Annotated in this window: 11 protein-coding genes; 7 read left to right on the forward strand and 4 right to left on the reverse strand. The window is 50.7% G+C overall.

Annotated elements, in window-relative coordinates:
• Positions 1-69: 69 nt before the first annotated feature.
• The 3 genes from ACO08I_RS22370 (at position 70) to ACO08I_RS22380 (ending at position 3,558) form a co-directional block, all read left to right on the forward strand.
• Positions 70-312 (forward strand): hypothetical protein, encoded by a 243-nt coding sequence (locus ACO08I_RS22370; RefSeq protein ID WP_282778917.1) that lies wholly within the window; start codon positions 70-72, stop codon positions 310-312.
• Between the two features lie 201 nt (positions 313-513).
• A complete protein-coding gene (locus ACO08I_RS22375; protein WP_282778916.1) occupies positions 514-2,004 on the forward strand; it encodes a tyrosinase family protein in 1,491 nt (496 codons plus the stop codon).
• A 66-nt stretch (positions 2,005-2,070) separates the two neighbouring features.
• Positions 2,071-3,558, forward strand: a complete 1,488-nt coding sequence (locus ACO08I_RS22380; protein WP_282778915.1) for a T9SS type A sorting domain-containing protein — start codon at positions 2,071-2,073, stop codon at positions 3,556-3,558.
• Between the two features lie 12 nt (positions 3,559-3,570).
• Here ACO08I_RS22380 and hutH read toward each other — a convergent pair whose 3' ends face one another.
• Together hutH and ACO08I_RS22390 are read right to left on the reverse strand one after the other, a co-directional pair.
• The gene (gene hutH, locus ACO08I_RS22385; RefSeq protein ID WP_421947165.1) at positions 3,571-5,127 is read right to left on the reverse strand and encodes a histidine ammonia-lyase; all 1,557 of its coding nucleotides are present in this window, start codon (positions 5,125-5,127) and stop codon (positions 3,571-3,573) included.
• A gap of 23 nt (positions 5,128-5,150) precedes the next feature.
• A complete protein-coding gene (locus tag ACO08I_RS22390; protein WP_044216111.1) occupies positions 5,151-6,650 on the reverse strand; it encodes a right-handed parallel beta-helix repeat-containing protein in 1,500 nt (499 codons plus the stop codon).
• 211 nt (positions 6,651-6,861) lie between these two features.
• Here ACO08I_RS22390 and ACO08I_RS22395 point away from each other — a divergent pair, with 211 nt between their 5' ends.
• From ACO08I_RS22395 to ACO08I_RS22405, 3 genes are read left to right on the forward strand one after another with little or no spacing between them, the layout of a single operon-like run.
• Entirely contained in the window at positions 6,862-7,560 is a 699-nt protein-coding gene (locus ACO08I_RS22395) for a glycosyltransferase family 2 protein (RefSeq protein WP_282779456.1), read from the forward strand.
• Positions 7,561-7,586: 26 nt separating this feature from the next.
• The gene (locus ACO08I_RS22400; RefSeq protein WP_421947166.1) at positions 7,587-9,179 is read left to right on the forward strand and encodes a cellulose synthase family protein; all 1,593 of its coding nucleotides are present in this window, start codon (positions 7,587-7,589) and stop codon (positions 9,177-9,179) included.
• A 6-nt stretch (positions 9,180-9,185) separates the two neighbouring features.
• Positions 9,186-10,541 carry a hypothetical protein gene (locus ACO08I_RS22405; RefSeq protein ID WP_421947167.1) on the forward strand — a complete coding sequence of 452 codons (1,356 nt, stop codon included), beginning with the start codon at positions 9,186-9,188 and terminating at the stop codon, positions 10,539-10,541.
• Between the two features lie 21 nt (positions 10,542-10,562).
• Here ACO08I_RS22405 and ACO08I_RS22410 read toward each other — a convergent pair whose 3' ends face one another.
• Positions 10,563-10,883 (reverse strand): rhodanese-like domain-containing protein, encoded by a 321-nt coding sequence (locus ACO08I_RS22410; RefSeq protein WP_421947168.1) that lies wholly within the window; start codon positions 10,881-10,883, stop codon positions 10,563-10,565.
• Between the two features lie 609 nt (positions 10,884-11,492).
• Here ACO08I_RS22410 and manA point away from each other — a divergent pair.
• Positions 11,493-12,704 carry a mannose-6-phosphate isomerase, class I gene (gene manA, locus ACO08I_RS22415; protein WP_421947169.1) on the forward strand — a complete coding sequence of 404 codons (1,212 nt, stop codon included), beginning with the start codon at positions 11,493-11,495 and terminating at the stop codon, positions 12,702-12,704.
• Between the two features lie 4 nt (positions 12,705-12,708).
• Here manA and ACO08I_RS22420 read toward each other — a convergent pair whose 3' ends face one another.
• Positions 12,709-13,845, reverse strand: a complete 1,137-nt coding sequence (locus ACO08I_RS22420; protein ID WP_421947170.1) for a S1C family serine protease — start codon at positions 13,843-13,845, stop codon at positions 12,709-12,711.
• Positions 13,846-13,887: the final 42 nt, after the last annotated feature.

Consider the following 13,887-nt stretch of genomic DNA (forward strand, 5'->3'; position numbering starts at 1 on the left):
TTTATCGTTTTGGGTATGCAACAATTTAGCTTCCGAAAAGCTTATTGAAGTAGTCGAAACTTGACGAAAATGGACAATTATCAACCCATCAATTGTGATTTTTACGACGAACTGGAAGCCCGTGCCACGCTTCGGCGTTCCTGCCCTATTGAATTTCGGGATGCTTCCGGCCAGGTTCAAACCACAGAGGCTGTCATCAAAGACCTCTACATCCGCAGCAAGGTGGAGTACATGCTCCTCAGCACTGGCCTGGAAATCCGCCTCGATCGGTTGGTTTCGGTAGATGGGAAGCCGCTGCCTGAGGCCTGTTAGTAGTCACTGCGATAAATATAATATTTTTCCATGCGTTTGGTTGAAACACTACTTTGAGTAAGTACCCGGTGTGCTGGTTCAGGAGAATTTATCACCTTCCCGCTGTGTTTTCTGATAACATTGCTTATCTTAGGCTCGATAAATTGAGAGCATCTCTGTAAGCGCTCTTAATCTCCTTTAACTTTTCAAATTCTACAGGTAATGAAAATCACATTACAGCAGTGGTGTAAAAGTGTTGTTTACACACACACACCCACACCCACACCCACCCACACACAATGGCTTAAGCCTCAGTTAATGGCCGTCATTCTGGCCAGCTTTGTTTTTACGAATGCTAGTGCCCAAAGTTCTCCTTCCTTTATAGATTATTCTGATTATTTCAGCTACTCAACAACGGTGGTACAGTCATTAAACACGAATAGTGTTTGTGATGGCTATCGTAAAGATATCTATGAATTATTTCCTGAAGAAAGAGCAGAATTAGCCGGTCTTATCATTGATTACCTTACATCGGAAGAGTGGTCCGGGTATGACCCCAATCACCCTGATGTTACTCTGAGGCACCCTTCCTTAAAGTATGATGTTGTAGCTGCGCATTCTGCTTATGGCGACCCCTCAGTCTCCATTACCTGGCATAGCGATACAGAGCTTTTCCTAAGCTGGCACCGGGACTATATCCGTGGGCTCGAAGGTTACCTGCTTGAACAAGGCTACCATGACTACGTCCCGCTACCCAGTTGGAATCCCAATACATCAGTACCCGATGAGTTTCTGGCTGGGTCGGCTATGGTTTCGGAAGTCTATAATACGCCTTATCAGTACGCTGCCGGAGGTACACAATTTGGGATGCCCATTAACCAAATCCCGGCTAATACCTATGGTATGTACCAGGTGGATGACATGACCTGCTCGCAGTTCAGCGATATTGACGCCTTTGCCGGGTATATTCGTGCGAATAATGATGATTATGCAAGTCACAATACAGTGCATGGAGCGCTGGGAGGTGCTATGGTTCATAGTCAAACAGCTTCCGCTGCTGCTATTTTCTGGCTATTCCATGCTTACGTAGATGAGCTGTATTATTGTTATCAAGACCTGTGTGAGGGCTGTGACCATATTTCGGTTGCTGAAGAGGCTCAGCAAAGCGAATGTACAGCTTGTCTTGATTTTAGTGGTACAGGCGACTTCAGTAATCTTAATGTGATCAATGTAGAAGACCAATTGGGCAATACCGTCAGCCTTCCATTTGATGCCAATGGGTGTATTGATGAAACCTGGCGGCTCAATAACCTGGAAGGAGGAGATATTTTTACGCTATTGGTTAGTGCTGAAAATGAATGTAGTTTTGATGCTAAGCAAATAAGCCTTTTCATTCCTGCCTATTATACAGACCCCGCATTGGGATATCGAATACTCTGTGACTATGATATCGAAGTATGGCCTAATCCGGTTGGTGGTTTCAGCCCTGTGGAAATAGAAATACAAAGTGATAGCGGTACAGGGAAGACGCTGGAAATACGACATGTAGATTTAGCTAAAAATACGACCACTGTATTATGGTCACCGGGCACGCTGGCTGGCGGTCAAACGGTGCAACTGACGGTTAGTACCTCTGGCTGGAGCACTGGAAACCATGCTATTCAGTTTTTTCTGGACGGAGAGCTTTACACCAGAGTGATCTCTAAGTTTTAAAATTAAAATTACCTCATGGCAAGCGCAGCACCACGCGCTTGCCATGTTTTCAATATTGCACCAACCATGAAACATATTTTCCTAAGCTTTTTCAGCGTGCTGGTTTCCTGTATGAACCTTACCGGGCAGATCAATTACGCGATGGAGTATGACAACAATGGAATAGAAGTGGAAGGGCCGGGCGTTATCTTACCCATCAGCAGTGAAGAAGCAGTTATTTTAACATCAGGCAAGCTGGTTGATACCCTGAGCGCCAAATGGTCGCTTTTTAATCGGCGCATTGACATGGGTAGTGGTCAACTGATAGAGCGGTATAATTTTAACCTTTCTGATACGAGCTCTATAAACGTATTAGGGGGTATAGTACATAACGATGAGATACTATCTACGGGGGTACTGTTTAGGGAGCACCCTTCTTCTATAAGTACTGATTACAAGGATGCTTTTATTGCAAGCCATTCGAAATCCGGCGAGCTAAACTGGATAAAGACCTACGGCAACCTTGATTATCACTGGGCCCATGAAGCTGGTATTTCAATTGCCCCTTCGCCCCTGGGGGGCTACACACTGTGCGGGAGGAAAATAGATGTGAATTCGTCAAATTACCCCTGGTACGGTGGCGTATGGCGTATAGCAAGTGACGGTGAGCTGTTGTGGGAGCGCGATATCAAGCTTATTGAAGGTGAAGATGAGGACCAGCTTTTTCCCCTTTCCGTTGTTCACGATGATTCAGGCAATATTTACGTGCTGAGCCAGGCCCGTTATCATTTATATGTTTTTGATTTGATGGTGACCAAGTTCTCGGCAGCGGGCGATTTGTTGTGGTCAAAGGTCTATGATATGGGCGGCAATGCGCAGCCTGAAGATATGGTTATTACGGCAGATGGCAACCTGATGGTATCGGTGGGGATCTCCTACGAAGCGTACAATAGCATTGTGCCAGCGTTAGTGAAAATAGATACTTCCGGAACAATACTTTGGGAAGAAGAGTACTATGATGAGCTGGGAGGCATAGGCACCTGGGCTGGTCCCCTGGTACGTACTATGGAAGGGGGCTTTGCTATGCTGACTGCGTTCTACTATGACCATCCTGTGCTCATCGTTACCGACTCTTTAGGGCAGGCAACTACAGTAGAAATCTACAGCGACTTGCTGGGGTATTGTTACCCTGAAGACATCAAACAACTGCCAGATGCCTCATTCCTGCTGCTCGGGCAATACACACCTTTCTCTGGGCCAAGCGCTACATCAACAACATGGCTGGTCAGAACCAACCCGATTGGAGAGGTAGTGAGTGCTTCAGCATGGGCCAAGCCACAAAACGCCTATCGGGTCTATCCCAATCCTGTACGTGGGCCCTTGTCTTTTGAAAGCGAGGCACCTTCAGGATCGGCCCGCCTGGACATTTATAATGAAAGCGGTGCATTGGTGCATCAGGCAGAAATAAACGGGCAGTATGTTTGGGACACGGACCTGCTCCCTTCAGGCTTTTACTTGTATAAAATAAGCCAGTCCGGGGCCGCGTTGCAAGTAGGGAAAGTAATTGTGGATTAATGGTAAGCCTCGTTAAAATTTTTCAAACAATCCCTCAAATTCAGTACCAATATCCTGACTGCTCTGCTTCACCACCTCAATCAGCGCGCGCTCCCGAACCAGCTCCGCCCCTTTATCCAGATCGGTAGCGAATACCCGGTCCTTGTCCGCAAATGCAATCTCTTCCCGTACCCGGGCGTGCAGGTTTTCCATCAGCGGGCTCGACTTTAGTGGCCGGCGGAAGTCGAATGCCTGAGCTGCGCATACGAGTTCGATCCCCAGTATCCGCTCCAGATTGCCTACGACCTGCAGGGCTTTGCGGCCGGAAATGGAGCCCATACTTACGTGGTCTTCCTGCCCCAGTGAAGTCGAAATACTGTCAGCACTGGCCGGGAAGCACAGGCTCTTGTTCTCGCTCGCCAGGGCAGCCGCCGTATATTGCAGGATCATAAACCCGGAATTCGTCCCGGTCTCTTGCATCAGCAATTTGGGGACGGCACCATCTATGCCTGTAAGCGAGAGATAGCAGCGCCGGTCGGAAACATTGCCAACTTCCGAGGCTGCCAGGCAGGCATAGTCCAGCGGCAGGGCCATCGGTTGCCCGTGGAAATTGCCCCCGCTGATCGAGAGCTCTTCATTCACGATGATCGGATTGTCTGTGACGGAGTTGAGCTCAATTTCCAGGGTTTCCCGGAGGTGCAGCCAGGCATTGCGGGAAGCCCCATGCACCTGAGGGATGCAGCGCAGGGAGTAAGGGTCCTGCACCCGGTCGCAATGGCTGTGGGAGTTGAGGATTTCGGAGCCTTGCAGCAATGCGCGTATGCGCGCAGCCACATGTTGGTTGCCTTTGTAAGGGCGCATGTTGTGCAGTTCCGGGTGGAAAGGCGCAACGGAACCCAACAGCCCTTCAATCATCATTCCCCCGATCAGGTCCGCCTGACTCAGGCAGGCTTGCAGGCGGTCGGTTACCTCCACTCCAAAAGCGGTGATGAACTGTGTACCGTTGATCAGGGCGAGGCCTTCCTTGGGCTGCAGTTGCAATGGGGCAAGTCCTTCTTTTTGCAGCATCTCTGGCGTAGGCACCACCTGTCCTTTGTAGTGCACCTGCCCCAGACCGATGAGCGGCAAAAACAGGTGGGAAAGCGGTGCCAGGTCGCCCGAAGCTCCCACGGAGCCCTGCCTGGGCACCACCGGGATAACATTCTGGTCGATATGCCAGAGGATGCGATCGAGGGTAGGCAGGGAAATACCCGAAAACCCCTGCGCCAGTGCATGCACCTTAAGGATGAGCATGAGCTTGGCCGTCTGTTGGGGAATGGGAGAGCCTACGCCCACGCTATGGCTCATGAGCAGATTGTGCTGTAGTTGTGCGGTGTCGTCCGGTGATATTTTGGTGCTGCACAGGGGGCCAAAGCCGGTGTTGATGCCATAGACCGCATCCCTGCCTTTGGCAAAATTGCGGACGATCTGAGCCGAAGCCGCTACCTTTTCCCGCTGAGCACGGTCTAATTCCCCGGTTTTATGCTGCCGGCTGATGCTGAGCGACAGCCCGGCAGTGAGATGATGCTTTCCGTATAAAAATGGTGACATGGGTTGGGCTTGAAATTTTGGTTTTAGTATTGGTACTCAAAACAGCCAATATCCGGGGCAACGGGGTCCCGTTCATTACCTACAAGATCGGTAGTAATGCCAGGCAGGGGGCGGGCCATGCCTTCCGCAATGGACAGGCTATCCAGGAGGTAAACATCGCCATTAGGGTCGGCAAAGAGGGTGTCTGTCCGCTCCCCGTTGATGCAGTTGATACAGGCATCAGATTCCAGGAAGTTGGCATACAGCCCCTCCTGCTGTTCGAGCAGTTGGTCGACTTTGACGATGCAGTTTTCAAATTGTACCTGAAAGAGCTGCGGCACACTGCCCCCGCTCACATCTGCAAACTGCAGCTCATCCCGGCTGGTACCGAAGAAGATACAGTTGCGGAAGTTGGCCCGGATACGGTAGTCGTTCCGCACCTGACAGGTGAAGGGGCTGTCGTAGCAGAAAAAGTTGGACAGGGACATGGCGGAGGCGTCCACACCGTAGCTGGCTACCGTACAGTAGTCGAAGTTGTAGTCGCCCCCGTTGACCAGCTGCACGGAATTGGCGAAGTTGTTGTACACCAGGCAGTTTTCAAGGTCAATGCGGCTGTGGAAGCCAATGATGCCGCTGCTGTTGGTATTGTAAAAGCGGGAATTACGGGCGGTCAGCTGCCCTACAGAATCCACATAGACGCCAAATATGGAATTCTTGACCGTTGTATAGCTCATCGTATTGCCCTTGGAGCCCCGCCCGATGATGATGCCCTGCCACTGACCGGGCTCTTCTGCAAAGCCTTCCTCCAGGCGGTCGCCCTGCACGACGATGGAGTCCTCCGCCGTGCCTTTAAAATGAATCTGCCCATTGGCCAGGGTATAGATAATGCCATCATTAAAGGTGCCGAAGAGATCATTTTGAGCAATGCCGCCGTGCACATAAATCCGCGTACCGGCAGCTACTTCCAGCGCACAGCTGTCAATCAGAATCTGTCCGTAAATGACATAGGGTTTAGGGTCGTCCCATACGATGGTTTGGTTGTTGCAGGTGAGCAGCGTTGGCACACCCCGGTTGAAGCGGCTGGGGAAGTAGTTGGCGTTTTGCCCCCAGGCTTCCAGGAGGACGCTGCTGCGTTTTTCGCCGGTTTCAAACACCACCTGGTCTTCGATGACAAAAGGGCTGATGGAGAGCGGGGCATCGGGATCGATGGTCACTTCCACAAAGACATAAATACTGTCATTGGCCCAGATTTCCACCTGCTCCACCCGGTCGCCTGCGGTGCCGTTGACGTTCATACGGAATTTGCCGTCTTCGTTACCGGTTAGAGCCACTGCGTCAATCAGCACAGGATTGCTGCTGCGGTTATAGACCTTAAAGAAACGCGTAGCGGAGCCCAGTTCCGTGAAAACGGTATCAAAGCGCAGGGTATCCAAAGAGAATTCCAGTTCGAATTCGCCGCCAGTCAGGAAATCCGCTTCGTTGTCGCAGGAGAAAAAAGCCAGGCTCAGGCACAGCCCGAGTACGATGTAGGGCACGTTCTTCATGGGTCAAAATTATGCATTAAAGATTGTCCTCCTAATAACGGGGCAATCCATGATTTCTGTACAGTGGCCCAAAAATAGAGAAATGTTGGTGCTTTTTTGTGCTTGTGCAGGTATTCCGAAATCCAGGGCTGTGTCAACCCATTAAATGTTGCAGGGAGGACAGTTAAGTTGATGATATTTGCTGTACCTTTGCCGCAAATCAGGGTGAATATTGAGCAAACCGGTAATAGACGTCATCATTCCTGCTTTCAATGAGGAAGATTCTATAGGAAAAGTACTGCAAGACATTCCCAACGAGTGGGTCAGGGAAGTGATTGTATGTAATAATGGCAGTACCGACGATACAGCGGCTGTTGCTGCTGCCGGCGGTGCTACCGTTTTGCTGCAGCCCCAAAAAGGCTACGGCAATGCCTGCCTGAAAGGAATGGAACATATTGCCCGCCGCCCTCAACAAGAGCGGCCCGATATTGTTGTGTTCCTCGATGCAGATTACTCTGATCATCCTGAAGAACTACCACAAGTAGTTCAGCCTATAATCGAATCAAACTACGATCTGGTGATTGGCTCACGGGCACTCGGAGACCTGGAGCCTGGGTCCATGCAGCCCCAGCAGATTTTCGGTAACTGGCTGGCTACCACACTCATCCGATTGATCTACAACTATCGATTTACCGATTTAGGCCCTTTCCGAGCCATTAAATATGCCAGATTGCTGGAGCTGGATATGCGGGACCCTAATTTTGGCTGGACCGTGGAGATGCAGGTCAAAGCTGCAAAACTACAGTTCAAGTCCACAGAAGTACCCGTACAATACCGTCGCCGCATCGGTGTCTCAAAGGTTTCAGGTACCGTCAAAGGGAGTATCCTTGCGGGCCATAAAATCCTTTGGACCATTTTCAAATTGATTTAACCAACTGTGAACTTAAAGTTTCGGGCATGATATCCATACTCGCCTATTCGGTTTTAGCCATTTATACGATTGCGCTGTTTTACATCACGGTTTACTGTGTGATGCAATTCAACCTCCTTTATCACTACAAGAAGTACCAAAAAGGAGGCGCCGCACCGCAAACTGCCGCACAAGAACCCCTTACGGTTAACCAACACGGCGAATTAAAACGCGCCAGGGCCAGCCGCTACGGAGAAGACAAGGGGGAGACCCTGGTACTGGCTGATGCTGCTGCTGAAGAATGGCCGTTCGTGACCGTGCAGTTGCCTATCTATAACGAGCTGTATGTTATTGAGCGCCTGATCGACAGCGTGGCCGCTTTCGATTATCCTACAGACCGCTTTGAAATCCATATTCTGGACGATTCCACAGATGAGACCATCGAGGTGGTGCGTAAGAAAGTGGAGGCCGTTCGGGCGAAGGGCTTCAATATCGAGCAAATCCGCCGGGAAAAGCGGCAGGGCTTTAAGGCGGGGGCCTTACGTGATGGCATGGAGTATGCTCGGGGCGAATTTGTGGCCATTTTCGACGCTGATTTTCTGCCCCGGCCAGATTTCCTGCAACAAACCATCCCTCATTTCCAGGATCCGGAAGTAGGTGTGGTGCAAACCCGGTGGGAACACATCAATCAGGATTATTCGCTGATTACCCGCCTGCAGGCGCTGCAGTTGAATGTCCACTTTACCGTAGAGCAGGTGGGGCGCATGTCAGGAGATTATCTGCTGCAGTTCAACGGTACGGCTGGTGTCTGGCGGCGGGAGACGATCGAGCATGCTGGTGGATGGGAGGCCGACACGCTGACGGAAGATCTCGACCTCAGTATTCGGGCGCAAATGAAAGGCTGGCGCATCCACTTCCTGGAGCATATTGGCTCGCCGGCGGAGCTGCCGGTGGAAATGAACAGCCTGAAGTCCCAGCAATTCCGCTGGATGAAGGGCGGTGCGGAAACGGCTAAGAAAATGCTGCCTGCGGTATGGCGGTCCACCACCTTTACCCTGAATCAGAAAATACATGCGACGAGTCACCTGCTGGCGAGTTCCATTTTCCTGTTTGTGTTTATCACCGGTGTATCTAGTGTGCCGCTGTTGTTCCTTTTGGGCGACCTGATTGAATTGGGCTTTAGCAAGAACTTTTTTGCTTATTTCCTGGTGGGGCTGCTTTCTGTTATTGGTATTTACTATGTCGCTAATGTGCAGGCCCCCGTGCACAGGGACTCGTTCGGGAAAGCCCTGTTTAAATTCATTTTCCTGTTCCCTCTATTCCTGGCTTTGTCGATGGGGCTCTCGCTGCACAATACCGTGGCGGTACTACAGGGGTTCCGCGGTAAAAAGTCACCATTTGTGCGCACGCCCAAGTTCAACATTAAAACCATGCGCGACAGCTTCCGTAAGCATAAGTACCTTAGCAAAAAGATCACCTGGACCACGGTGATGGAAGGTTTGCTGGCGCTGTACTTTGCCGGAGCAGTAGTGGGCGGGCTTTATATTCAGAATACCACTTTCCTGGTCTTTCATTTTATGCTGGCGCTGGGCTATGGAGCTATTTTTTACTACACCCTGCGTCACCTGAGCATCAAGTAGGTTTTTATGTCTGAGCGGGTGCGGTTTGGGCTGGGTAGCGGGCTGTTGCTGTTATCGGTTACCGGGTTGGCTTATGGCCCGGGGCAGTCTGATTTTTTTGAACTCCTGCTTTTCTACCTGCCTGCATTTCTGGGCTACCTGTGGCTGTGTTATCGTTCTGAAGGTATACCACTTGACTGGTACCTTGGTCTGGCGGTGGCTGCCCGTCTGATCATCCTGCCCGCTATGCCGCAGCTATCCGATGATCTCTATCGCTTTATTTGGGATGGCCGGCTGTTGCTCAACGGCATTAACCCTTTTGAGCATCTGCCCGCGTACTATCAGGCATTGCCCAATCCGCCTGCAGGGCTTACAGAAGACCTGTTCAGACAACTCAATTCCCCGGAATATTTCACCATTTATCCGCCGGTGGCGCAAGCCGTATTTGGTATATCCTGCTGGCTGGCTCCGGATAGCATTTATGGCAGTACGCTGTTGATGAAAGCATTTTTGCTGCTGGCAGATATCGGCACGATCGTATTCCTGCCACGACTGCTGGAGGTGATGGGGCTTTCGCCCAAACGGTCGCTTTGGTATTTGCTCAACCCCCTGATTCTGATAGAAACGATTGGGAACTTACATTTCGAAGGCGTCATGATTGGTTTTCTGGTACTAAGTTTCTGGTGGCTACACCAGCAAAAGTGGTGGGCAAGCGCAGTGGCGATGGCACTTTCTGTTGCTGCCAAGTTGTTGCCGCTGTTATTCTTAATGTTCCTGATCCCCGTTTTGGGCTGGAAGCGCAGCCTGCAGTATTTTGCCCTTTTGGGCGGAGTTTTGCTTTTGTTGTTTGCGCCCCTGCTGGGTGAAGCCTTCCTGAATGGATTTGGCAGCAGCCTCGACCTGTACTTCCGGCGTTTTGAGTTCAATGCCAGCGTTTACTATCTGCTGCGCTGGTTGGGTATTCAGCTGACAGGGTATAATCAGATCGCCATAATCGGGCCGGCACTGGCATTGGGCACATTCACCGGAGTGACTCTTATGGCCATACGTGCGGGTTTCCGTTCCCTGAAAGGTGAAGCATTGCGCCTCCCCGGGCTCATGCAGTATTGCCTGGCAGCAATTTTGCTATACCTGGCTTTTACCCCCACCGTACATCCCTGGTACGTTGCTCTGCCATTGATGCTTTGCACCTTTACGCCTTATCGCTTTCCGGTACTCTGGTCAGGTCTTATCCTGCTGACCTATGCCAATTATGCCGGGTTGGAATATCAGGAACATCAATGGCTGGTTGCATTGGAGTACGTTGTGGTTGCAGGTTATGCGCTATGGGAGTGGCGGCAACAAAAAAAGCGGATCAAGGCTATGCCCATCTCCGCTCTTTGATTCATACCGTTTTCTTTCCTTTTACTTAGCCAGCATCTGGCGTACTTGCCCAACGCTGCCTGCATTGTAAGCCTCGATGCCTTTTTCATTCAGAATCTGGGCAGCCATGCCACTGCGGTTGCCGGAACGGCAGTAGGCTACTACCGGTTTTCCTGTCTGCTTCAGTTTGCCAATATGGTGCTGCAGCTCCTGCAATGGAATGTTCTTAGCGCCAGGTGCGGCACCGCTGTTGAACTCTGCCGTGGTGCGTACATCAATAAGGAGTGCACCCTGATCGATTAAAGCTTTCACGTCAACGGCATCTGCACTGCCTCCAAATATTTGATTGAATATTCCAAACATGGTCTTGTTGTTTTTTTACAAAGATGCAGGCACGCGGGTGGTTAATCAGTGATTTGGGTCACAACGGCTGGGCCAAAAACACAGAAAGCTCCCGGAGGAGCTATCTGAAGTTGTGTTGTCAGAGAATGTTTGGTCAGGAGGTTGTTCAAAGTAAGGGTGAATCGTTATCCCCCGGAGAAGATAATTTTAAGGCTTGATAAAATCATGCCTGGTATAAAACATGCGGCCTTAGTTGTTGTGGTTTGTTTAAGGTGGAGAGATTAGAGGAGGATAAGCCTTTCCAATGCTCTTTATTTGCTTCCACCAAAGATCAGGGGATTTATTTGCTAAATCCAGTGTGTTACACTCTGGAGTTTGTTTTTGTTATTTAGTTTTTTGTTTTTCAGCTGTTTAGTTTGTTTTTATTTTTGGTTTGTTTTTGTTTTTGGTGCTTTGGGTTGTCACAAATGAGTTGTTTTTTGGTGCCTGATTTGGGGGTTGACTGTGCAGGCAGGTCTTCTTTTGCATGCAGCATAAGCCACTACCTCGTTTTTGCATTAAGAGCGGGGCGCTTTCGGGCGTTTATCCGAAGGGAGTTTTTATCTTAGCCATTACAGTAAAGGCATCGAAATGAAGAAAAACGAAACGCTATATCCGCTTAAAGGAGTCGTGCAACATTACGCATGGGGCGGATATGAATATATTCCTGAATTGATTCAGCAGAACAATCCTGATCAGGAACCCTTCGCAGAGTTATGGATGGGTGTGCACGACCGTGGCCCGGCAGTGCTGACCGATGGTGGTGAAGAAGTTTTGCTAAGAGACTGGCTGCTTGCCCATCCTTCGGCACTGGGCGCTTCCCGGACGCAGTTTGGCGATCAGCTACCATTTCTATTTAAAGTCCTTGATGTACGGGAGATGCTGTCTATTCAGTCACACCCCACCAAAGAGCAGGCGGAGAAGGGCTTTGCTGCAGAAAATGAAGCCGGGGTCCCGCTTTCAGCGCATCACCGTAACTTTAAAGACGACAACCACAAGCCAGAGGTGATGGTTGCCCTCACGGATTTCTGGCTGTTGCATGGGTTCAGGTCGGAGGCTGAGATTGCAGCTACACTTGAATCAGAGCCAGCCTTCTCATCATTGCATCCTCTCTTGAAGGAATCGGGTATTTATGGTTTGTACAAAACCATCATGGAGTGGCCACAGGAGCAGGTAGATGAGGTGTTGCAACCCCTTCAGTCCCGTTTGTCGCAGGCCCATCTGACAGATAAGGCGCATCCTGATTTTTGGGCTAAACGAGCATTCGAGCAGTATGGGGGTGAAGATGGCGATTATGACCGGGGCATTTTTTCCATTTACTTGTTCAACCTCGTGCACATCCCCCCGGGCAAAGGCATTTTTCAGGGCGCGGGCATACCGCACGCCTACCTGGAAGGCGTCAACGTGGAACTCATGGCCAATTCAGACAACGTCTTCCGGGGCGGCCTAACGGTCAAGCATGTGGATGTGCCTATGCTGCTAAGCCACCTGAAGTTTGATGCGGTCACACCGGAAGTTCTGGAAGGAGAAGCGCTTAACAGCTTCGAAGCAGCCTATAAAACACCGGCAGCCGACTTTCAGCTTAACCGGCTATACTTCCCGGAGCGTAAGATATACTACAAGCCTGAGCCTCCTAAGACAGCAGAGATTGTACTCGTTACCGAAGGAACAGTTGTCTCCGGTAACGACGAGCAGGTCTTCGCGCAGGGAGAAGCCTTCTTTATACCTGCCGGGACAAGCTATGAGCTTGATGTAGAGGAGCACACCACATTATTCAAAGCACTCGTGCCGGTCAGTAGCTGATCTTTTACCGGCTACCGGCTTCCGATAAGCTTTGCAGCACCACGTTGTCCCGCCGGAATTTCTGCCCCTGCCGGTAAAACTCCAGGCTTATTTTGTCGCCAGGGCGGAATAGGGCGATCTGCTCCTGCAGTTCAGGCACAGAGTTGGTACTGGCATTATTGATACTGATGATCACGTCGCCTTCCCGCAGACCGGCTTCTGCTGCGCTACTGCCCTGACTGACGCTGTTGATATAGACACCCGCTACGCCTGGCAATGCCTGCTGCTGGGCGATCTCGCCGGTGACTTCAGCGATGCCTACGCCAAGGATAGCCCGTTGCACTGTGCCGAATTCGCGGATATCGCGTACCACTTTCCGGACCAGATTAGCGGGAATAGCAAAGGAGTAGCCCTCGTAGCCACCCGACTCGCTGATGATGGCCGTATTGATGCCGATTAGTTCGCCTTTTTCATTCACCAGTGCGCCTCCGCTGTTGCCGGGGTTGACTACGGCATCCGTTTGTATGAAAGACTCGATGCTGTACGATCCACGCAAGATATTGATATTGCGTGCTTTGGCACTCACAATACCTGCAGTCACAGTAGAAGAAAGGTTGAAGGGATTGCCCACAGCGAGGACCCACTGTCCAACCTCCACTTTGTCGGAATCACCGTAAAGTACTGGTTTAAGCCCCCGGACGTCAAGTTTGAGCAGCGCAAGGTCGGTAGTGGGGTCGGAACCTATAAGCTCAGCTTCGAGCTTACGCTTGTCATACATGGTGATTTCGTATTTGGCGCCATCCTCTATCACATGGTGGTTGGTGATGATGTAGCCGTCTGTAGCTATGATCACCCCGGAGCCGGAAGAGACCCGGTATCCGCTGGCACTTAGCGTGTTGATGTTCACCACTGCTGATGTGACCAGCTTGGAGGTGTTGACGAAGTCCTCAATAGGGCTTTCCGCCCATGCCCGGGGGCGCTGATTAATTGGCGCTTCACTGTTGGGCATTGGGCCGGAAGGTTCCTGTCCGGTTAGTAATGGTTGAGCTGTAGCAGCGGGCTGAGCCACAGTCTGTGGCAGCTGGTAGAACCGCTGCATGAACAGGAAAGTACAGGCAGCGCTAACCACTGCGATAAAAATATTTTGGATGACTGATTTCATACGGGACTGCTTTTTCGCTCCTGTTTAGGGAATGGGCAAGAT

Origin of the sequence: Phaeodactylibacter xiamenensis (genome assembly GCF_965229835.1) — a bacterium.
Lineage (GTDB): Bacteria > Bacteroidota > Bacteroidia > Chitinophagales > Saprospiraceae > Phaeodactylibacter > Phaeodactylibacter xiamenensis.

What these genes read in the sequence shown, in the direction of transcription:
- ACO08I_RS22390 (WP_044216111.1), bottom strand. Translation starts at nt 6,650, where the DNA reads ATGAAGAACGTGCCCTACATCGTACTCGGGCTGTGCCTGAGCCTGGCT.
- ACO08I_RS22410 (WP_421947168.1), bottom strand. Translation starts at nt 10,883, where the DNA reads ATGTTTGGAATATTCAATCAAATATTTGGAGGCAGTGCAGATGCCGTT.
- ACO08I_RS22370 (WP_282778917.1), top strand. Translation starts at nt 70, where the DNA reads ATGGACAATTATCAACCCATCAATTGTGATTTTTACGACGAACTGGAA.
- hutH (WP_421947165.1), bottom strand. Translation starts at nt 5,127, where the DNA reads ATGTCACCATTTTTATACGGAAAGCATCATCTCACTGCCGGGCTGTCG.
- ACO08I_RS22400 (WP_421947166.1), top strand. Translation starts at nt 7,587, where the DNA reads ATGATATCCATACTCGCCTATTCGGTTTTAGCCATTTATACGATTGCG.
- ACO08I_RS22405 (WP_421947167.1), top strand. Translation starts at nt 9,186, where the DNA reads ATGTCTGAGCGGGTGCGGTTTGGGCTGGGTAGCGGGCTGTTGCTGTTA.
- ACO08I_RS22420 (WP_421947170.1), bottom strand. Translation starts at nt 13,845, where the DNA reads ATGAAATCAGTCATCCAAAATATTTTTATCGCAGTGGTTAGCGCTGCC.
- ACO08I_RS22380 (WP_282778915.1), top strand. Translation starts at nt 2,071, where the DNA reads ATGAAACATATTTTCCTAAGCTTTTTCAGCGTGCTGGTTTCCTGTATG.
- ACO08I_RS22375 (WP_282778916.1), top strand. Translation starts at nt 514, where the DNA reads ATGAAAATCACATTACAGCAGTGGTGTAAAAGTGTTGTTTACACACAC.
- manA (WP_421947169.1), top strand. Translation starts at nt 11,493, where the DNA reads ATGAAGAAAAACGAAACGCTATATCCGCTTAAAGGAGTCGTGCAACAT.